The following is a 20,025-nucleotide window of genomic DNA, read 5'->3' as shown; positions in this document are numbered from 1 at the left end:
TAATTTTTAAATCATAATTATGAAAACTTCCGCAATCAAAAAAACAATGCTATTAGTATTATTAGGTTTTACCGTTATGGTAAATGCCCAAATGAATACTAAGCAAGTAGACTCATTAGTAAATTATGCTATGAGTAAATTTAATGTTGCCGGTTGTGCTGTTGCTGTTGTAAAAGATGGCAAAGTAATTCATAGTAAAGGTTATGGAGTAAAATCTATAGTCACTAAAAGTCCTGTAAACGAACACACGCAATTTGCAATAGCATCTAATAGTAAAGCATTTACTACCGCGGCTTTGGCGATTTTAGTTGAAGAAGGAAAAATTAATTGGTTAGATAAAGTAAAAGATCACATTCCTGAGTTTACAATGTATAACCAATATGTTGAAGATAATTTTAATATCCAAGATTTAGTAACACATCGAAGCGGTTTAGGATTAGGTATGGGCGATTTAATGTTTTTTCCTGATGGTACCGATTTTAAAATGGAAGATTTACTAAGCAGTTTTCAGTATTTTAAACCAGAGTCTGCTTTTAGAACCAAATGGGATTACGATAATTTATTATACATAGTAGCAGGAGAACTTATTGCTAGAAAAAGCGGTATGACTTGGGAAGCCTTTATTAAAAGGAATATCCTAGAGCCATTGGCTATGGATAATACTTATGCTTCTTTAGATAGAATAAAAGACACCAGTAATCTATCTGCATCGCATGCTGTAGAGAATGGAGAGATTAGAGTAATACCAACTTTTAAAGAAATGATGAATGGTGCTGCAGGTGGTATTTTCTCTAATGCAGACGATCTTTCGAAGTGGATGTTACTACAATTAAATAAAGGAAAGTTTGGCGACAGTTTAAAGCAGCAATTATTTTCGAAACAAAACCATCGCGAGATGTGGAAAGTGCATACTGTTATGAGTGCAGATCCAAATCCAAGATACAATTCTCACTTTGCAGGTTATGGATTAGGTTGGTTTCTATCTGATGTAAAAGGCAATATGAAAGTAGAACACACAGGCGGATTACCAGGGATGTTATCTAACACCGTTTTAATTCCAGATCTTAATCTTGGTGTTGTTATTTTAACCAATACTAGCGACGATGGTGGCGCATTATTCTCGGCAGTAGCAAATGCTATAACAGACGATTATTTAGGCTTAGACAACTTTAATTGGGTAGATAAATACGCAGCATATTACAAACAACGTGCTACAGGAGATGGAGATGCTTCAAAAAAAGTATGGGATGCTATTGCAACTGTAGATGCTTCGCATATTAAACACAAAAACTATACAGGTTTTTATAAAGACAATTGGTTTGGTAAAGCCGAAGTATTTAAAAAGAAGGGAAAACTATATATTCAGTTTTTACGCTCACCAAAACTAAATGGAGAATTACAATATTATAAAGATAATACCTTTGCTGTAAAATGGGAATACCAAGACATGAATGCAGATGCTTTTGTAACTTTTAGTTTAGATGCAAAAGAGAAAGCACAAAGTATTGCTATAAAAGGTATTTCACCAAACATCGATTTTAGTTTCGATTTTCAAGATTTAGATTTAAAACGTGTAATTGATTAAAGGATTAGTATTCTGTTATTCGTTTTGTCATTCCTGCGAAGGCAGGAATCCACTTTGTATAGTTTAGAGTCTGTAATTCAGAGCAAAGCGAAGAATCTAAAATAGAGACAGTTTTGTTTTTAGAGATTCTTCAGTCATGCTTCCTTCTGAATGACATTTGTACTTGTTTCTACCATTCTTAATTGATTAACAAAGTACTATTGTATGTCATTCCTGCGAAAGCAGGAATCCACTCTATATTCATAATGGATTCCTGCCTTCGCAGGAATGATAAAACGAAGAGTGACAAAACGAAGAACCTAAATATTCAAACAGTTTAGTTTTTAGAGATTCTTCAGTCATACTTCCTTCTGAATGACATTAGTACTTGTTTCTACCATTCTTAATTGATTAACAAAGTACTATTGTATGTCATTCCTGCGAAGGAAGAAATCCACCTTGTATTGATAATAGATTCCTGCCTTCGCAGGAATGACAAAACGAAGAATGAAAAAACGAAGAATGAAAAAACGAGAAACGATAAAACAACAAGTGTCAAAACACAAAAAAGCCTCAAAAATTTAATTTCTTGAGGCTTTTTTTATATATAAGATTTTGCGTTACTATTATGCAACAACATCTTTCTTTTTAATTTTTCTGTAAGTAAACGAGTTAAAAATACTACGTTTAGCAAAACGTGTTTGCTTATCACTTTGAGAAAATTTAATGTATAATGCTTTATTAACACCAAAGTACTCGTAAGTATTACCATCTAAAAAAGTAACTTCTAAAAGTAAACCTTTATGTTTCCAATCCATAATAGGAGAAGTGATAGTAGTATTGTATTCTTCTGAATTAGCAGCATGAGTTTCTGGAGCAATACTAACTAAAAAGTGGTAAGCGTCAATAACTTTACGTCCCATTTCTTCTGCTTCTGCAGCTTTTTCATCTTCATCTTGAAACTTATCTGGATGCCATTCCTTTACTAGGTTTCTATACTTCTTTTTAAGCTCTCCAAGTGTTGGTTTTGCTTCAACTTGAAATAATTTTCTGTACTCGTTAATACGCTTCATAATAAATGCTATTTTTAATAGTGCGCGAAAGTACTCTTTTGTTTTGGATTTAGAGGTTTAAATCTTTAAGAAGTTTGTTTTTAGGTGGTTTCGAATTTAAACTACCGTTTATGTATAAGAACACTTGTGTGTTTGTGTGCGAGTATTTTCCGCAGAAAAATCAGATGAAACAAAAGAGCAACTGATTTTATTTAAGCACTAATTTAGCATTTTTTCATACACGATGTTGGCGATAGTACTTATTTCCATCTATAAATGTTAGGAATTATTTCCAATATAATTTTAGTATCTGAAATAAAAATAATTTTATTCAATTCCGTTTTTTTGTTTGTCTTATAAACTTTAATAGTTAAAAGTTGATTTTTTGAATCATAGTATAAATTTAATAATTCAGTATTTCTTGAAGATGTTAATTTAAATTTCGGATTAAATTTTTTTGCTAGTTTATGGAATCGGTCATTATTTATCGATTGATTATTTTCGACTTCAATCATAGTCGCAATATTTTCAAGATTGTAAGTAAATTTAATTGTTTCAGTCTCATTCAGTTTTTTTACTTCAAAATGATTTCCATCAGTTTTGGATTCCGTTATGTTTTTTTTTCCGAATTTCGTTTGAACTTCTTCGAAATTCAAATTAATTTGAGAATAACTAATTATTGATGTTAAGAAAAATATTATTGTAATAATTTGTTTCATATTAATTAGAGTTTCCAATATTATTGCCAACGTTTATGTATAATGTATCGAACATGATTCCGTTCCAATGAATTATGTTCAACGGTAGTTTAAATTCAAATTTCGACAATTTTTTTATAAAGTGTACTTTTAATAAAGAGAATATTAGCCTTTTTCTTAATTTCGCGTTCTCAAAGAAATAAATATGATTACAGTAGATAACTTAGCAGTAGAATTTAGTGGTACAACCTTATTTAGCGATGTAAATTTCGTTATTAATCCTAACGATAAGATTGCACTTATGGGAAAGAATGGCGCAGGAAAATCTACTATGATGAAAATTGTAGCAGGCGCTCAAAGTCCTACTAGAGGAAAAATAAGTCATCCAAAGGAAACTGTAATTGCATACCTTCCGCAGCATTTACTAACACAAGATAATTGTACTGTTTTTGAAGAAGCATCGAAAGCATTTGCTCACGTTTTTAAAATGAAGAGCCAAATGGACGAGTACAATAAAGCTTTAGAAACAAGAACGGATTACGAGAGCGACGAGTACATGTCTATTATCGAAAAAGTGAGCGAATTAGGCGAACTGTATTATGCTTTAGAAGATGTTAATTACGATGCTGAGGTAGAGAAAGCCTTAAAAGGTCTTGGTTTTAAGCAAGAAGATTTTACAAGATTAACTAACGAGTTTTCTGGAGGTTGGAGAATGCGTATTGAGTTGGCTAAAATTTTGCTTCAGAAACCAGATTTAATTTTATTAGATGAGCCTACAAACCACATTGATATAGAATCGGTAATTTGGTTAGAAGATTTCTTAGTTAATAAAGCCAATGCGGTAATGGTTATTTCTCATGATCGTGCTTTTATCGATAATATTACCAATCGTACTATAGAGGTTACTATGGGACGTATTTACGATTATAAGGCTAACTATTCACATTACTTACAATTAAGAGAAGAACGAAGAGTACACCAAGTAAAAGCATACCAAGAGCAGCAAAAGTTTATTGCAGATAACCAGCAATTTATTGATCGTTTTAAAGGTACTTTTTCTAAAACAAACCAAGTAACGTCTAGAGAGCGTATGCTTGAGAAGTTACAAATTATAGAAATTGATGAGGTTGATAATGCAGCTTTAAAATTAAAGTTTCCATCTGCACAACGTTCTGGAGATTATCCGGTAATGGTAGAAGATTTAACTAAAAGTTACGGTGATCTTACGGTATTTAAAAATGCAAGTTTCTCTATTGCTAGAGGTGAGAAAGTAAGCTTTGTGGGTAGAAATGGTGAAGGTAAATCTACCATGATTAAATCTATTCTTGGCGAAATAGAAGTAGAAGGGAAGTGTAATTTAGGCCATAATGTACAGGTTGGTTATTTTGCACAAAACCAAGCCGCTTTATTAGATACAGAATTAACTGTTTTTCAAACAGTAGATTTAGTAGCAAAAGGCGATGTAAGAACACAAATTAAAAATATTTTAGGTCGTTTTATGTTTAAAGGCGACGATATAGAAAAGAAAGTAAGTGTATTATCTGGAGGAGAAAAAACCAGATTGGCAATGGTAAAACTATTATTAGAGCCTGTAAACTTGCTTATTCTCGATGAGCCTACAAATCACTTAGATTTAAAATCTAAAGATGTTTTAAAGGAAGCGCTTCAAAGTTTCGATGGTACGCTAATATTAGTATCTCACGATCGTGATTTCTTACAAGGTTTATCTCAAAAAGTATTCGAATTTAAAGACCAACGTGTTATCGAGCATTTTGAAACTATTGATGCCTTTTTAGAAAGAAACCGTATTAAAAGCATTAAAGAAATGAACCTATAGGTTTTACTTCTTTTTTACTTTTTCTTTAAGCCAATCTACACTTCTTTTTGCAGATTTAGGCGCATTAAAACGGTAGCCGAAATAGAGTTTTGCATAACTTCTATCACTAATAATATTGGTTTTTGATTTAGCATTAGAAGCTTTAGAATCGAAATTAAAATTAGCACCTGCAACAAAGTCTGGAGAGGTATAACCAAAGTATAAGCCTAAGTCTAAAGCTGTAGTAAATAAAGTATTTTGCTCGTTTATATCTCCTAAAGCGTAGTTTGTAAAACGGACACCAATAGCTGGAGAAATAGAGGGCGTAACAAACCAGTTTTTTTCTAAAACCCAAGTGTAGTAATAATCTGAAGCTATAGAAAGGTTATAAAAGTTTTGAACTTCTTTGTCGTCTAACACATAATCGGAAATACGTTGGTAACCATAACGCAAGCTTGGTATTAAACTTCCTGCACTTTTGCGTTGCCACTCGGTATTATATAGCACGTGTTTTAGTGAGAAGTTTGGATTCATAACGTAAGAAGTTGCACCATTCCAACTGATAGTTTTAAAGTTAGGAAACTCCTCTTGCATACCTTCTAATATTTCACCATCTCTATAAAAACCACGAACACGTCTGTATTGAATATTCTGTATCCATTGTTTTATAAACAAATTCACTTTAATATCCTGAAAAGATGTTTTATAAGGCAAGTTTCTCGCTTTTGGCGAAAAACCAATACTTATACCCAGAAACTCATAATTAGCAGATAGCGTAAATTTAAAATTGTTATTAGCCGTTAAGCTAAAATTCTCGGTATCGTTATTTTGTATGGAATACGATTCGGTTTGTGTATTAATATTTGCTTTAAGCATTATTTTATGCTTAAAAGAGGTAATGTAAGTAGAGTCGTTTTCGGTTTCTTGGCTGTAGCTAAAAACAGTAAAACACATTAAAAATACGAGTAAGCTATACTTCATTTAATTACAGTAGATTAATAAATTGTTTAACACCTTTGGTTGCAGTAGCTTCTATAACAGTTAAGTTTTTAGATTCACCAATAGAAGGCTTTGGGTCTATAAAATAAGTGGCAGTGTTTTCTGGTACATAATGCATTAAACTAGCAGCAGGATATACTTGCATAGAAGTGCCGATAATAAGTAAAATATCTGCTGTGTTACAAATTTCTATGGCTTTATCAATCATTGGTACCGCTTCTCCAAACCAAACAATGTGTGGTCGTAATTGGTGTCCGTTTTTGTCTAAATCACCAAGATTTAAATCGGCAGTCCAAGGTTTTACTACTGCTTCATTTTTTATAGAACGCACTTTTAATAATTCGCCATGTAAATGATACACGTTACTACTTCCTGCACGTTCATGTAAATCGTCTACATTTTGTGTAATAATAGTTACTTTGTAAGTACTTTCTAAAGCTGCTAAATCAAAATGTGCTGCATTCGGTTTAACCGTTAATAGTTGTCTTCTGCGTTGGTTATAGAAATCGAAAACCAATTCAGGATTAGCCTTAAAACCTTCGGGAGAAGCAACGTCCATAACGTTATGTCCTTCCCAAAGCCCATTAGCGTCTCTAAAGGTTTTAAGCCCGCTTTCGGCACTTATTCCAGCTCCAGTAAGTACAACAATGTGTTTCATGTATTTGTTAATTATTATCTTTTTGTATTAAACCTGTTAATGAAGGTTTCAATATAATAAAATCTTTAAGCCTTAAAGTTAGTATTATTTCTTTTAAGGTTGGCAGACTTGCGATTAATCTGTAATTTTGTTTTGCTATTATAACAGTAATTAAAACCTAATCCATAATGAAAACGTTTTTTAAAGTATTAATATTAATGCCATTAGTGCTAATAAGCAGTTGTAGATCGGACGATGCAGAAACAGATCAAGTAACAGATTTAGCATCTAAAACATATACACTTAATACAGTTGATAATTCTGGAATTTCTGGTACGGTTCGTTTTATTAAAAATTCGAATTTTACACTAAGTATAGAATTAAGACTATTAGGTACTGTTAATAATAACTACCATTCTGGGTTTTTATACATGGACAATGCTGCTAACGATGGTGAAGATGTTGCGATAACTTTAGATGTTGTCGATGGAGATACAGGAATGAGTACAACGGTATTTACAAGTTTAGATGACGATACTCCAATTTCTTACGAAGAGTTATTAAATTTCGATGGTTATATAGAAGTTAAGTCTAACGATGTAAACTTAAACACACCAGTAGCAAATGTAGATATTGGACAAAATGAATTAACTACCAACCAAGTAACTTATAATTTAGAAGAGCGTAATTTAAATAATGCTTCTGGAATAGTTACTTTTAAAGAGCGGTTAAATGGTGAAGCTTTAGCTATTTTTAGCTTAACAGGAACGCCAGCAAGTGGAGAACATCCTGCTTTTATACGTTCGGGAAATATGGCAGCGGCTTCTGGTGCTACTATTTTTACTTTTAATAATATTAAAGGAATAACAGTAGTTAACGAAACCTCTGGATTAAACGAAACAAGAGGTGTTAGCCAAACAAATGTAGCGGAACTAGACAATGGTACTGCTTTTATGTATAGCGATGTTATTGCTGTAGATGGTTATATAGATGTAGAATTAAGTACAACTAACACTCTTTTAATTGCTCAAGGCAATATTGGAAGTAACTAATACATTTTACAGTATTTTAATATAGAGTTTAAAACCTGGTGCTATTGTATCAGGTTTTTTTATTTTTACGTTATGATTGATATTAAACTGATAGAACACCTAGAAACCTACCTTACCGAAAATAGGTTAGAACGTTTTCATAAAGTCTTAGAAGGCCGTACAAAACACTTTACAGTAGCTACAGAAGACGTTTACCAATTGCATAACACAAGTGCTGTAATACGTAGTTGCGATGTGTTTGGTATACAGGAAGTAAGTATTGTTGAAGAAACAAACACCAAACGTATAGACAGAGAAATTGCTATGGGCGCCCAAAAATGGGTAGATTTAAATAGATACCAATCGGTAAAAGAATGTATTAAGGATTTAAAACAACAAGGTTATCAAATAGTGGCAACTACACCACATACAGACGATTGTGAGTTGCATGATTTTGATGTAACTAAAAAGTCTTGTTTCTTCTTTGGAAGGGAAACCGAAGGACTTTCTGAAGCTGTTTTAAAAGAAGCTGATGTTTTTATGAAGATTCCAATGGTTGGTTTTACAGAGAGTTTAAATATATCTGTATCTGCAGCAATTACTTTGCAACATGTAACTACAAAGTTGAAGAAAACGGATATTGATTGGCGTTTAACCGAAGAAGAAAAACTTGAGAAGCGTTTAGATTGGTGTAAAAAAACAATTAAAAGCTATGGCGAAATTATTGAACGTTATCATGAAAAAGAATAGTTTAATTGTTCAGTAGTCAGTGAAATAGGAATTAAATAAAAAGCCTCAAAAATCTTAGATTTTTGAGGCTTTTTATTTTGTACTGGAGACTATATGTTATCCACGTTTTCTATCACGACTTAGCACTTTGTACTCTTCGTAGCATTGACTAATAGCGTCTAGCATTTGAAGGTCGTTTGCACTATTTATAAAATCTTTAGAGTAATTGCATTGCGATACAATCTCATCTAAATCTACTCTAGTTAATTGTAATAAGACCATTAGTGTTTCTCTATCGAAACGAGAGGCTAAAAGATTTCTAATTTCGTCATCTTTTTTCATCTGTTTAAGCTTCTTTAATTCGTTACCTTTTCTACTAAATGTATTGTAGAGAAAATCTAACGGATTAAATATGGAACCTAAAACCTTACTAATTGTATTTGGCGATTTATTATTTCCTGCTTCGTATCCTGTACTTAAACCAGAAATACTATAACGGTAATTTGTATTTACTTGTACTTGCTTTATATCTAACTCTAAGTAACCAGTAAGTTGTAATTCGTTTACAACAATCTCTTCTAAGGCAAGTGCTAACTCTGTTAATGTAATTTTAGAGCTTCCAAATTTTAACCAATCGTTAGTTACACGTACTTTAATAGATTTGTAACCTACATAAGTAAGGTGTAATGTATCGTTTACTTTGGCTTTAAGTTTAAATTCTCCTTTAGTGTTAGTAGATGTACCAATAACCTGATTAAGGTTTACAATATTTACATTGTCTATTGGTCCATTAGTTTGAGAATCTATTATAACACCTTCTACAGCTTCTTTTTCACGTGTTTCCTCTACTTGAGCAAATGCATATGATGAACTTATAATTAAAAAAAGTAGGGAAAGAAAATATTTCATAGTTAGAATATAAGCTATAAAAGTACTAAACAAATTTTATTTAGTACTCTTATAACATTGTATTTGACTTAATATTAACAAAAAAGTTTAATTCTTATAGAAATAAGAATTAAACTTTTTAGGAATCTTTATAAATATTTGGGTATTTATTTAGTCTTTTCTTCTAGAACGACCAGATCTTGAGTGTGTAGTTTTAAACTCACCTTTATCTCTGTCTCCGCCATCGCTTCTTCTAGAACGTGTTGGTCTATCGTCGCTGCTACGTCTTCTATCGCTAGAACCTTCGCTGCGTCTTCTATCACCTCCGCCACTAGAGCGTCTGTCTCCACCGCCAGATCTTCTTCTGTCTCCGCCACCGTCACGACGTCTTCCGCCGCCGCCACCAGAACCACCACGTCCACGACCACCGCGACTTGGTTTATCTTCAGTAATTTCAACGTTTACAAAACGACCTTCATGCTTGTAATCTGTAAAGAAAGCTAATACTTTCTCTTGGTGTTCTTTTTCTGTATTAAAGAAAGAGAATGTGTCTTTACAATCTACTTTAAATACATCGTCACGACCTAAATCTAAAACTTCTTTTAAGAAATCTTTTAATTTCATCCAGTCGAAACCATCTTTTTCACCAACGTTAATAAAGTAACGTGCAGCGCTTCCACTAGATTCACGACCTTCACGGTTAGGATCTCCAGCAGCAACATTTAAGTTTTTAGACTTCTGGTAGTAGTTAAAGAAACGTGTGAATTCTACAGAGAAGAACTTTTTAATTAATTCTTCTTTTGAAGTTTCTTCAAATAAAGTATTAATATCTTCTAAGTATTTATCAATCTCATGATTGATTTCTGTATTATGAATTTTATTTGCTAAAGACATTAACTGTACTTCGCAAATAGCCATTCCGTTAGGAATTTCTTTTAATTCAAATTTCTTGTTTATAATACGTTCGATACTTTTTAATCTACGTACTTCACTTTTAGAAACAATAACCATAGAAACACCAGTTTTACCAGCACGACCAGTTCTACCAGAACGGTGCGTATACGTTTCTATTTCATCACTTAATTGGTAGTTAATTACGTGTGTAATATCATCTACATCAATACCACGTGCAGCAACATCTGTTGCAACAAGCATTTGTATTTGACGAGATCTAAATTGCTTCATCACAATATCACGTTGATTTTGAGATAAATCACCATGTAATGCTCCAGCACTGTAACCATCTTCAATTAAGTTTTCGGCAACTTTTTGTGTATCACGTTTTGTTCTACAGAAAATTACTGAAAATATATCTGGATTAGCATCTGCTAAACGTTTTAAAGCTTGGTAACGATCGCGAGCGTTCACCATATAGTATTCGTGCGATACGTTAGAGGTACTTTCGTTTTTATGACCAACAGTAATTTCCTGTGGGCTATTCATAAATTTCTTTGCAATAGTTGCAACCTCTCTTGGCATTGTTGCAGAGAACAACCAAGTATTTTTATCTTCTGGAGTTCCAGAAAGAATATCTGTGATATCTTCTTTAAAACCCATGTTAAGCATTTCATCAGCTTCATCTAAAACCGAATATTGGATTTTAGTAATATCAACTAATCTACGCTTAATCATATCTTTCATACGACCCGGAGTAGCTACTATAATCTGTGCACCACGTTTTACTTCGCGCGCTTGATCTGTAATGCTTGATCCACCGTAAATTGCAACAACGTTTAAACCTTTACAGTATTTACCGTAAGCTTTCATTTCGTTTGCAATTTGTAAACAAAGTTCACGAGTAGGAGATAGTATTAAACCTTGAGTTGTACGACTACTAACGTCAATTTTCTGTAACATTGGGAAACCAAATGCAGCAGTTTTTCCAGTTCCAGTTTGCGCTAACGCTACTAAATCTGTCTCTTCGTTTAATAAAATTGGGATTGCTTTTGCTTGTACTTCAGATGGTGTTTCGAAACCTAAATCTGTAATACCTTGTAATAGTTCTTCGTTAAGACCTAAATCTTGGAATGTGCTCATTCTTATTTTATGTATTTCAATGTCAATCTATTTTGGTGTTACGAATAGAAGTGCATTGAACATACTTAACCTAAAACTTCTAGTAACACATCCTCACTCTGAGGAGTAAATAACGCATATGCGTTTTTTCAAGGTGCAAAGGTACGTAATTATTTAGGATATTCAATTTTTATAATTTTTAACTGCTATTTATTGCCCGGAAGTCTATTAAATACAGCTATTTTTCATTTTGCTAAAGTGTTTGTTTATTACTAATTGGCGATTAATATTTTAATAAAGTAAATAATAATGTAGTTTTTATAACACGCGGAATGTGTTAAATAAATGTTGTTTACGCGAAAGAAACTTTATTTAGATCAATTAGAGAAAGGAAAGAATGCTGCGCAAAATGAATTTGATGGAGAATGATTTTACTACTTCAATCTTTTTTGAATAGATTTAATAACGAGGTTTGTAACTTCGTATTTAAACTATCGTTGTTGCGTATGGTTAGTTGTGTGGTTAAGTAACTAATTTAGTAAATAAAGTACGAACGGTGAAATTCAGGAGGAATTTCCCAAGTGAGCTAAGACCAGCGATAAAACTTATACGCTGTTAGTAGTAGTTGTATTTTATCTTCTCTTCTCGTGATCAATAATTTCCTTTATTGGTTTCAAGTCTTTTGATTCTTTTAGGGTTGAAAATATTTCAGCTTCATTATTTATGAGCTGAATTGAGATTCTTGTGTAAAGTTTCACATACTCCAATGATTTTTGAATCATTTCTTTTGTCATCTCCTTGTTAAAAAAATCATTTGGCATTATGAACTCATTTTCATTAGTCCAATTAACATAAATAGATTGATTTTTAAAATCATTCAATTTTCCAATTTCAGTTTTTAAATCAATAATTTTATTCTCATTAAATATTTCTAATAATTTAAAGTTTTTTATTTTCTCTTTGTGATTTGTAAATCGCTTTCTTACTTTTTTTATATCGATTTTTTCATTCCAAACTATAAAAGATATAATCTTTAATAGCATTGCACATTTTGATGATTCCTCAATTGCAAAATGACTTAATAAATAAGCTCTCGCGTATTTTTCATTTTCAAACAGTATTTCTGCTTCATCTATAAGTTCTTGTGCGTTGTTTATATTTTTAAGAATTCCTTCTTTTAAATTATCAATTTCAAGTTTCATATAAAATGCTATGAGTTTTTATTACTGCTAACGTGTTAACTGATATGAAACCGTTTGAATGTTTTATATCAAACGATAGTTTAAATACGAAGTTAGTTTTTTTTATAAAGTACTCAAAAATTGAACAAGTAAAGCAACCGCTTTCCCACGATGTCCAATCTCATTCTTCAGTTTTAAATCTATTTCAGCAAAAGTTTCAGTATATCCATTTGGCATAAAAATAGGATCGTATCCAAAACCTTGGTTTCCTTTTTTGTCTAGGGTAATTTCACCTTTACAAATACCTGTAAACGTTTTTAAATCACCATTTAAGTGCAGAGAAACTACGGTTTTAAATTGGGCATTTCGGTTTGGTTTCTCTTTTAAGTTGTTTAAAAGCAAATCCATATTATCGTTAGCATCGCGTTGCGGTCCTGCGTAACGCGCACTAAAAACACCAGGCTCGTTATTTAGAGCTTCGACTTCAAGTCCTGTGTCGTCTGCAAAGCAATCGTAGCCATAATGCTCTTTTATGTATTCGGCTTTTTGTATGGCATTGCCTTCAATTGTATTTTGGGTTTCTGGGACATCTTCAAAGCAGCCAATGTCTTTTAGGCTTAGCAATTTTATGTGATCGGGAATTAAAGATTGTACTTCCTTTAATTTATTTAGGTTGTTTGTAGCGAATACGAGTTGCATGATAGAATATTTAAAAAGTAAAAATACAATTTACTTAAAAATTAATGTTTAAAAAGTGTAACGATTTCATTAAATATAGACAGATTAGGTTATATTGTTAAATCTTAATTAAATAAAACCAAACACCATGAAAAAATGTATTAGCCTATTATGTATTGTATTATTTATGTCTTGTAATAATGCCGAACAAGCAAAAAATATTGTTGGAGAATGGGAGTGTGCAAGTTGGATAAATAATGCAACAGGAGCAGATAATTGTAATAATAATGTTTCTTTTAATTTTAACGAGGACGGTACGTATAGTTCAAAAATACAATCGGCTAATGCTGAAGGAAGCTATAAAATAGTTAACAATTTATTGTATTGTACACCAATTGATAAAATGGAAATTGCGGTAGAAATTAATAAACTTACTAAAGATACCTTAGCGTTTACAATGAGTCGTTCTGGAAATAAAGAAGTTATGACTTTGGTTAAAAAGTAGTCTTATCTATGATGATAAGGTTCATTCTTTAAAATAGTAAAACCACGATATAATTGTTCAATTATAAATAGCCGCACCATTTGGTGAGAAAAAGTCATTTTCGATAGAGAGATTTTTCCTTTGGCTTTACTGTAAACGTCTTCTGAAAAACCATAAGGGCCACCAATAACAAACACAAGTTGTTTTATTCCAGAATTCATGTGTTTTTGCAAGTAGTTAGAGAAACCTACGCTATCATGTTGTTTACCGTTCTCGTCTAGCAGAATTAAAACATCTGTTGCGCTTAACTTATTTAAAATAAGATCACCTTCTTTTTGTTTTTGTTGTGCTTCGCTTAAGTTTTTTACATTTTTTATATCTGGTATAATTTCTAAATTAAACTTAATATAAAAGCCTAAACGTTTTTGATATTCATCAATTAAAGCTTGAAGTTGTTTGTTGTCTGTTTTGCCTATGGCAACGAGTTTAATAGTCATTAGAAGCAGTGTTTTGAGTGAGATTTATCGAATTTAAAAAGCCCGGAACCTGTAATTGGATATTTTTCTCTAGAGTCTTTCCAATCATTTTTTAGTGTAGTCCAGTTTTTAGTTAGAACTATTTTTTTTACCAGTTTATCATTCAAATGTCCTCCACTTAAAAAATATTCTCCATTCGGTTTTAGAATTAAAGTATCGTACTGGTAAAGTATTTTAAAAAATGTGCTTTTAATAATACTTCTAGCTTTAATTATATTTAATTTAGAATTTTTTGAATTGCTTAGTTCTGAATTGGAAAAAGTATATAAAACCTTTATGTTATTTAGTTTTTCAAATTTCTGTGTACATTTTCTTATATTTCTAATATGTGTTTTCTCATTCCTTTCATAAGTTTTTTTGTTATAATTATTATGATGAAGAGGCTTTCCGTTTAAAGTACTAATATGGGTTTTAGCATGGTTGTCATGTTTTTTTTTAGCAGAACTGTAGGAGTAAATAGAATCGAAGTTTTTTAAGATAATTGTTTCTCCTGAATCAATTTTTATATTAGAGTCTTGATTTAGTAATAATCTTATTTGTTCGTAATTTTTAGCACTTAACTTGTTGAAAGAGAATTTTTTTAAAACTTTATAAATTGCAAGACTATCTGTTTTATATTCTACACACTTATTAGTTTTGTATTTACATTTAGCAATATAAGTAACCAAATTCATCTCTTTTAAATCCTCATCGATATAGATTTTTTTTACATTTTGGGATAAGGAAACTAAAGAAGAAAAAAGAAAAATAAAAGAGAATAAAAATTTTAATTTCATGTTAAATAGTTGCGTGTAGATGCTAAACTACAATTAAATTTTAATAATCGTAAATCAATTTCTTATTTTAGCTGAAACAATTTTTATCTATGATTTCTCAAGAACAATTTAATAAAGAAATAGAGTTAATAATCGCTAATGCCATTCGTGAAGACGTAGGAGATGGAGATCACAGTTCGCTATCATGTATTCCTGCAACAGCACAAGGCAAAGCAAAGCTTTTAGTTAAAGACGATGGAATTATTGCAGGAGTAGAATTTGCAAAGCAAGTATTTGCTTACGTCGATCCAGAAATGAAAGTAGAAACACTTATAGAAGATGGAAACAAGGTTAAGTACGGAGATATTGTTTTTTATGTAACTGGAGCGTCACAATCTATTTTAAAAGCAGAACGTTTAGTGCTTAATGCTATGCAGCGTATGAGTGCAATTGCTACAAAAACTAAAATGTTTGTAGATTTATTAGATGGTACAGGAACTAAAATTTTAGATACCCGTAAAACCACTCCAGGTATTCGCGCATTAGAAAAATGGGCTGTTAAAATTGGAGGAGGAGAGAACCATAGGTTTGCACTTTACGATATGATTATGCTTAAAGATAACCATATTGATTTCGCAGGTGGAATTACTAAAGCCATAGAAAAAACACAACAGTATTTAAAAGATACCAATCGGGATTTAAAAATTATAGTTGAAGCTAGAGATTTAAACGAAATAGAAGAGATCTTGAAAACCGATGGTGTTTACAGAATTTTAATAGATAACTTTAATTACGAAGATACTAGAACGGCTGTTAAACTTATTGGCGACAAATGTTTAACCGAAAGTTCTGGTGGTATTAACGAAAAAACAATTAGAGATTACGCACTTTGTGGAGTAGATTATATATCGTCTGGCGCATTAACGCATTCTGTTTATAATTTAGATTTAAGCTTAAAAGCTGTAGATTAAACATAATGCCAGAAAATATAGAAAAAGAATTATTGGAAGAACAAAATGTCGAAGGACAGTTAAATGAACAACTACTAAAGAAGAAGCTGCTCAAAATTCCGGTGCTTAATATTGTAATAAAATTATTAAGTAAAATAAAACTCCCAGGTTTAGAAGGTTTATCGCTTTACGATTTGTTAGAGCTCTATGTAATAGGTATTGCAAAAGGTGCATTAACAACACGAGCAAGCGCAATCGCGTATAGCTTTTTTACTGCGCTATTTCCATTTTTACTTTTTATAATAATTGTTATACCAAGTATTCCAATAGAAGGTTTCGAGAATGATTTTTTAGCTTTTTTAGAATCGGTATTACCACCTACGACTTCAGATTTCTTTTCAGAAAATATTTTTGATGCTTTAAAAGGAAATAATGGTAATACAGGATTATTATCTACAGTTTTAGTGGTTGCCATTTTTTTAATGACTAATGGTGTAAACGCACTATTTTCAGGTTTCGAAAATTCGTACCATCAGCAACTCACACGTAACGCTTTCAAGCAATATTTCTTTGCTATGGGAGTGGCTTTAATTTTGTCTTTATTATTAATTTTAACAGTAGCCTTTTTAGGGTATTTTCAAATTTATGTGGTAGATAATACTATTACTTTTTTCGAAGATCATGGATACGATGCTAAACGTAAAGCCGATTTATGGGCAAGAATTGCACAATATAGCTTCTTTGTTATTATTACATTTTTAGCAACAGCAACGCTGTATTATCTTGGAACACGAGAAGGTAGAAAAGCTAGTTTTTTCTCTGTAGGTGCTTTATTTACAACTATATTAATAATGCTAACTTCATATTTGTTTGGTATTTATATAGAAAATTTTTCACGTTATAACGAGCTTTACGGTTCTATTGGTGCCTTATTAATATTGCTGTTTTATTTGTGGTTAAACGCAAATATTTTGCTGCTAGGTTTCGAGTTAAACATGGCATTAATGGGACTAAGAAAACAACAAGACAATGAGTAAATATCTGCTAATTTTTATGCTTTTAATTTCCTTTTCAGGAAATGCCCAAGACATTTTTGGAAAATGGAAAACGATAGACGGACAAAATAACGAAGCAAAATCTATAGTCGAAATTTATGAACGAGATGGAGAAGTTTTTGGGAGGATTATAGATATCTTGAATCCTGAAAATAAAGAAGCACTCTGTACTAATTGTGAAGGAGAGGATTACAACAAACCTGTGTTAGGTTTCGAACTGATTAAAAACCTATCTAAAGACGGTAAGTATTATAAAAACGGTACTATTTTTGACCCAGAACATGGTAAGAAATTTAAATGCAGATTAATGCTAACCGAAGATCCAGATGTATTGCAAGTACGCGGTTATGTAGCATTTTTGTATTCTACGCAATATTGGCAACGTGTAGAGTAGTTTTTAGTATGCAGTTAATAGTTATTAATTCAACAATCCAATAATCTAAAAAAACAATTGAGCCATTTTATAGACGTCATATTAGCCATTCCGCTAGAAAAAATGTTTACTTATAGCATTACACAAGCCGAATCCCAATTTTTAAAAGTTGGTATGCGTGTATCTGTGCCTTTTGGTAAAACAAAAATACATACGGGTTTAGTTGGTGCAATACATACCAATCCGCCTTTAGTGTATGAGGCGAAAGAGATTCATCAAATTTTAGACGAAACACCTATTGTTACTCAAAAGCAATTAGAACTTTGGCAATGGATTGCAAAATATTATATGTGTACTGTTGGCGAAGTTATGCGTGCAGCTTTACCAAATGCTTTTATTCTTGAAAGTGAAACACTAGTGAGTAGAAACTTAAAAAAGGAGATAAAAGATACCGATTTAAAAGACGATGAGTATTTGGTTTACGAAGCCTTACACCATCAGTCGACATTAAAGATTCAAGAGATTTCTAGTATTCTAGATAAAAAGAATGTGCTTCCTGTTATTAAAAGATTAATAGAAAAAGAAGTTATTTTATTGCAAGAAGAAATTTACGACAAATACAAGCCTAAGTATGTTAGATACGTTAAGCTTATGCCTGAATATACTAGCGAAATTGGTTTGCATGAATTGTTAAACGACTTAAGCAGAGCCGAAAAGCAAAGACAAGTAGTTATGACTTTGTTTTCAATTTCGGCAAAAACAAAAAAACCTGTAAAGGTTAAAGAGCTGATAGAGGAGAGTGGAGGTTCTTCGGCAATTGTAAAAACCTTGATAGATAAAGGTGTTTTAGAAGAGTATCATATTCAAACAGATCGTGTGCAATATGATGGTGATGAAAATGAAGAAACCAAAGCATTAAACGAATACCAAACCAAAGCACTTGAGGAAATAGAGGCTTCTTTCGAAACACAAAATGTTACGCTTTTACATGGTATTACTTCTTCTGGTAAAACTGAAGTTTATGTAAAACTGATAGAACAAATTTTATCAGAAGGTAGGCAGGTATTGTATTTGTTGCCAGAAATAGCTCTAACCACGCAGTTAGTGGTGCGTCTTCAAAATTATTTTGGAGAACAAGTAGCTGTGTTTCATAGTAAGTACTCGGCTCATGAACGTGTTGAGGTTTATAATCAAGTATTGGGTAATTCCGCGAAAGCGAAAATAGTTTTAGGCGCACGCTCGTCTATATTTTTACCATTTAATGATTTAGGATTAATAATAGTGGACGAGGAGCACGAGCAATCTTTCAAGCAATTCGATCCTGCACCACGTTATCATGCAAGAGATGCAGCAATAGTTTTAGCGCATTTACACAAGGCTAAAACATTGTTAGGTAGTGCAACACCAAGTTTAGAAAGCTATAATAATGCTATTGAAAATAAATACGGATTAGTAGAAATTAACCGTCGTTACAACAATGTGCAATTGCCAGATATCGAGTTGGTAGATCTTGCAGAGAAGTATAAAAAGAAACGCATGAAAGGTCATTTTAGCGATAGAATGATTGAGGAAATCACAGAAGCTTTAGAAGAAGGGTATCAGGTGATTTTGTTTCAAAATAGAAGAGGTTATTCGCCAATTGTAGAGTGTAATACTTGTGGGCATTCGCCACAGTGTACAAATTGCGATGTAAGTTTAACTTACCATCAATACAGAGGTCAATTACGTTGTCATTATTGCGGTTATACTAGTGCGATGTTGCAAAAATGTATGGCTTGTGGTACTTCTAGTTTAGATACTAAAGGTTTTGGTACAGAACAGATAGAAACCGAAGCAAAAATGCTATTTCCTAAAGCCAATGTTGGTAGAATGGATTTAGATACCACAAGAGGTAAACATGGTTACGAGAAAATAATTACGGCTTTAGAGCAGCAAGAAATAGATATTTTGGTAGGCACACAAATGCTTACTAAAGGTTTGGATTTTAGAAATGTAAAATTAGTTGGTATTATGAATGCCGATAACTTGCTTAATTTTCCAGACTTTAGAGCGCATGAACGTAGTTTTCAGTTAATGCTTCAGGTTTCTGGTAGAGCAGGTAGAACACAAAAAAGAGGTAAGGTGTTAATACAAACTTATAATCCTTTACATAGAATTTTACAGCAGGTTTCAACTAACAATTATATTGAGATGTTTAAAGAGCAGTTGCAGGAACGTCGCGATTTTAAATATCCTCCATTTTATAGGTTAATAAAAGTAACTTTAAAACATAGAGATTATAATAAGGTAGAAACTGCCAGCGATTGGTATGCTAAATCTTTACGTCAGGTTTTTAAAGGTAATGTTTTAGGTCCTGAATTTCCGCCAGTATCGAGAGTTCGAAATCAATATTTAAAAAATATTTTAATAAAAATTCCACAGCCACAATCTTTAGCGAAAACAAAAGGTGCGATTAAGAAAATTAATACAACTTTTGAAGCTGTTGGTGCTTTTAAAGGTGTTCGTGTTGTTTTGAATGTGGATAATTATTAGATAGAGGCGTTGAGCAATGTTTTATTGCTGCTGCTGAAAAATGATTATTTT

Annotated in this window: 19 protein-coding genes; 9 read left to right on the top strand and 10 right to left on the bottom strand. The window is 31.9% G+C overall.

The window, feature by feature from the left end; translation table 11 throughout:
• The first annotated feature begins 46 nt into the window (after window positions 1-46).
• Window positions 47-1,585 carry a serine hydrolase gene (locus tag Q0935_RS11685; RefSeq protein WP_299386110.1) on the top strand — a complete coding sequence of 513 codons (1,539 nt, stop codon included), beginning with the start codon at window positions 47-49 and terminating at the stop codon, window positions 1,583-1,585.
• A gap of 605 nt (window positions 1,586-2,190) precedes the next feature.
• On the opposite strand, the gene Q0935_RS11680 is transcribed toward Q0935_RS11685, so the two are convergent.
• Together Q0935_RS11680 and Q0935_RS11675 are read right to left on the bottom strand one after the other, a co-directional pair.
• Window positions 2,191-2,637, bottom strand: coding sequence for a KTSC domain-containing protein (locus Q0935_RS11680; protein ID WP_055436585.1), 447 nt, complete (start codon window positions 2,635-2,637; stop codon window positions 2,191-2,193).
• A 239-nt stretch (window positions 2,638-2,876) separates the two neighbouring features.
• The gene (locus tag Q0935_RS11675; protein ID WP_299386106.1) at window positions 2,877-3,335 is read right to left on the bottom strand and encodes a hypothetical protein; all 459 of its coding nucleotides are present in this window, start codon (window positions 3,333-3,335) and stop codon (window positions 2,877-2,879) included.
• A 184-nt stretch (window positions 3,336-3,519) separates the two neighbouring features.
• Between Q0935_RS11675 and Q0935_RS11670 the strand changes: the two genes are divergently transcribed.
• Window positions 3,520-5,151: an ABC-F family ATP-binding cassette domain-containing protein gene (locus tag Q0935_RS11670; RefSeq protein WP_055436587.1), complete on the top strand. Its 1,632-nt coding sequence runs from the start codon at window positions 3,520-3,522 to the stop codon at window positions 5,149-5,151.
• Window positions 5,152-5,154: 3 nt separating this feature from the next.
• Here Q0935_RS11670 and Q0935_RS11665 read toward each other — a convergent pair whose 3' ends face one another.
• Window positions 5,155-6,111 (bottom strand): DUF4421 family protein, encoded by a 957-nt coding sequence (locus Q0935_RS11665; RefSeq protein WP_299386103.1) that lies wholly within the window; start codon window positions 6,109-6,111, stop codon window positions 5,155-5,157.
• Between the two features lie 4 nt (window positions 6,112-6,115).
• On the bottom strand, window positions 6,116-6,787 hold the full coding sequence (locus tag Q0935_RS11660; protein WP_299386100.1) for an NAD-dependent deacylase: 672 nt from the start codon (window positions 6,785-6,787) through the stop codon (window positions 6,116-6,118).
• 167 nt (window positions 6,788-6,954) lie between these two features.
• On the opposite strand from Q0935_RS11660, the gene Q0935_RS11655 reads away from it, so the two are divergent.
• Both Q0935_RS11655 and Q0935_RS11650 read left to right on the top strand, forming a co-directional pair.
• Window positions 6,955-7,818, top strand: coding sequence for a hypothetical protein (locus Q0935_RS11655; protein ID WP_299386098.1), 864 nt, complete (start codon window positions 6,955-6,957; stop codon window positions 7,816-7,818).
• A 72-nt stretch (window positions 7,819-7,890) separates the two neighbouring features.
• Complete coding sequence (locus Q0935_RS11650; protein ID WP_299386095.1) at window positions 7,891-8,547, top strand: RNA methyltransferase; 657 nt, start codon at window positions 7,891-7,893, stop codon at window positions 8,545-8,547.
• Between the two features lie 96 nt (window positions 8,548-8,643).
• On the opposite strand, the gene Q0935_RS11645 is transcribed toward Q0935_RS11650, so the two are convergent.
• The 4 genes from Q0935_RS11645 to Q0935_RS11630 form a co-directional block, all read right to left on the bottom strand.
• Complete coding sequence (locus tag Q0935_RS11645) at window positions 8,644-9,435, bottom strand: carboxypeptidase-like regulatory domain-containing protein (protein WP_299386091.1); 792 nt, start codon at window positions 9,433-9,435, stop codon at window positions 8,644-8,646.
• 150 nt (window positions 9,436-9,585) lie between these two features.
• Window positions 9,586-11,451: a DEAD/DEAH box helicase gene (locus tag Q0935_RS11640; protein ID WP_299254480.1), complete on the bottom strand. Its 1,866-nt coding sequence runs from the start codon at window positions 11,449-11,451 to the stop codon at window positions 9,586-9,588.
• Between the two features lie 611 nt (window positions 11,452-12,062).
• Window positions 12,063-12,632 carry an AbiV family abortive infection protein gene (locus tag Q0935_RS11635; RefSeq protein ID WP_299386088.1) on the bottom strand — a complete coding sequence of 190 codons (570 nt, stop codon included), beginning with the start codon at window positions 12,630-12,632 and terminating at the stop codon, window positions 12,063-12,065.
• Window positions 12,633-12,734: 102 nt separating this feature from the next.
• Complete coding sequence (locus tag Q0935_RS11630; RefSeq protein WP_299386086.1) at window positions 12,735-13,310, bottom strand: non-canonical purine NTP diphosphatase; 576 nt, start codon at window positions 13,308-13,310, stop codon at window positions 12,735-12,737.
• Between the two features lie 127 nt (window positions 13,311-13,437).
• Between Q0935_RS11630 and Q0935_RS11625 the strand changes: the two genes are divergently transcribed.
• Entirely contained in the window at window positions 13,438-13,794 is a 357-nt protein-coding gene (locus tag Q0935_RS11625) for a lipocalin family protein (RefSeq protein WP_299386083.1), read from the top strand.
• Between the two features lie 2 nt (window positions 13,795-13,796).
• Here Q0935_RS11625 and rlmH read toward each other — a convergent pair whose 3' ends face one another.
• Both rlmH and Q0935_RS11615 read right to left on the bottom strand, forming a co-directional pair.
• Window positions 13,797-14,270, bottom strand: coding sequence for a 23S rRNA (pseudouridine(1915)-N(3))-methyltransferase RlmH (rlmH, locus tag Q0935_RS11620; RefSeq protein ID WP_299254494.1), 474 nt, complete (start codon window positions 14,268-14,270; stop codon window positions 13,797-13,799).
• Entirely contained in the window at window positions 14,270-15,085 is an 816-nt protein-coding gene (locus tag Q0935_RS11615; RefSeq protein ID WP_299254497.1) for a hypothetical protein, read from the bottom strand. The genes rlmH and Q0935_RS11615 overlap by 1 nt, the downstream gene beginning before the upstream one ends.
• Before the next feature lie 89 nt (window positions 15,086-15,174).
• Between Q0935_RS11615 and nadC the strand changes: the two genes are divergently transcribed.
• From nadC to priA, 4 genes are read left to right on the top strand one after another with little or no spacing between them, the layout of a single operon-like run.
• Window positions 15,175-16,035 carry a carboxylating nicotinate-nucleotide diphosphorylase gene (gene nadC / locus Q0935_RS11610; protein WP_299254500.1) on the top strand — a complete coding sequence of 287 codons (861 nt, stop codon included), beginning with the start codon at window positions 15,175-15,177 and terminating at the stop codon, window positions 16,033-16,035.
• A gap of 5 nt (window positions 16,036-16,040) precedes the next feature.
• The gene (locus tag Q0935_RS11605) at window positions 16,041-17,051 is read left to right on the top strand and encodes a YihY/virulence factor BrkB family protein (protein ID WP_299254503.1); all 1,011 of its coding nucleotides are present in this window, start codon (window positions 16,041-16,043) and stop codon (window positions 17,049-17,051) included.
• The gene (locus tag Q0935_RS11600; RefSeq protein ID WP_299386080.1) at window positions 17,044-17,463 is read left to right on the top strand and encodes a DUF2147 domain-containing protein; all 420 of its coding nucleotides are present in this window, start codon (window positions 17,044-17,046) and stop codon (window positions 17,461-17,463) included. Before Q0935_RS11605 ends, Q0935_RS11600 begins: the two co-directional genes overlap by 8 nt.
• Before the next feature lie 57 nt (window positions 17,464-17,520).
• On the top strand, window positions 17,521-19,974 hold the full coding sequence (gene priA, locus Q0935_RS11595) for a primosomal protein N' (RefSeq protein ID WP_299386077.1): 2,454 nt from the start codon (window positions 17,521-17,523) through the stop codon (window positions 19,972-19,974).
• Window positions 19,975-20,025: the final 51 nt, after the last annotated feature.

The sequence above is a fragment of the uncultured Lacinutrix sp. genome, assembly GCF_947500605.1.
In the GTDB taxonomy this organism is placed as follows: domain Bacteria; phylum Bacteroidota; class Bacteroidia; order Flavobacteriales; family Flavobacteriaceae; genus Lacinutrix.
This window is presented reverse-complemented; position numbering and strand designations above follow the sequence as displayed.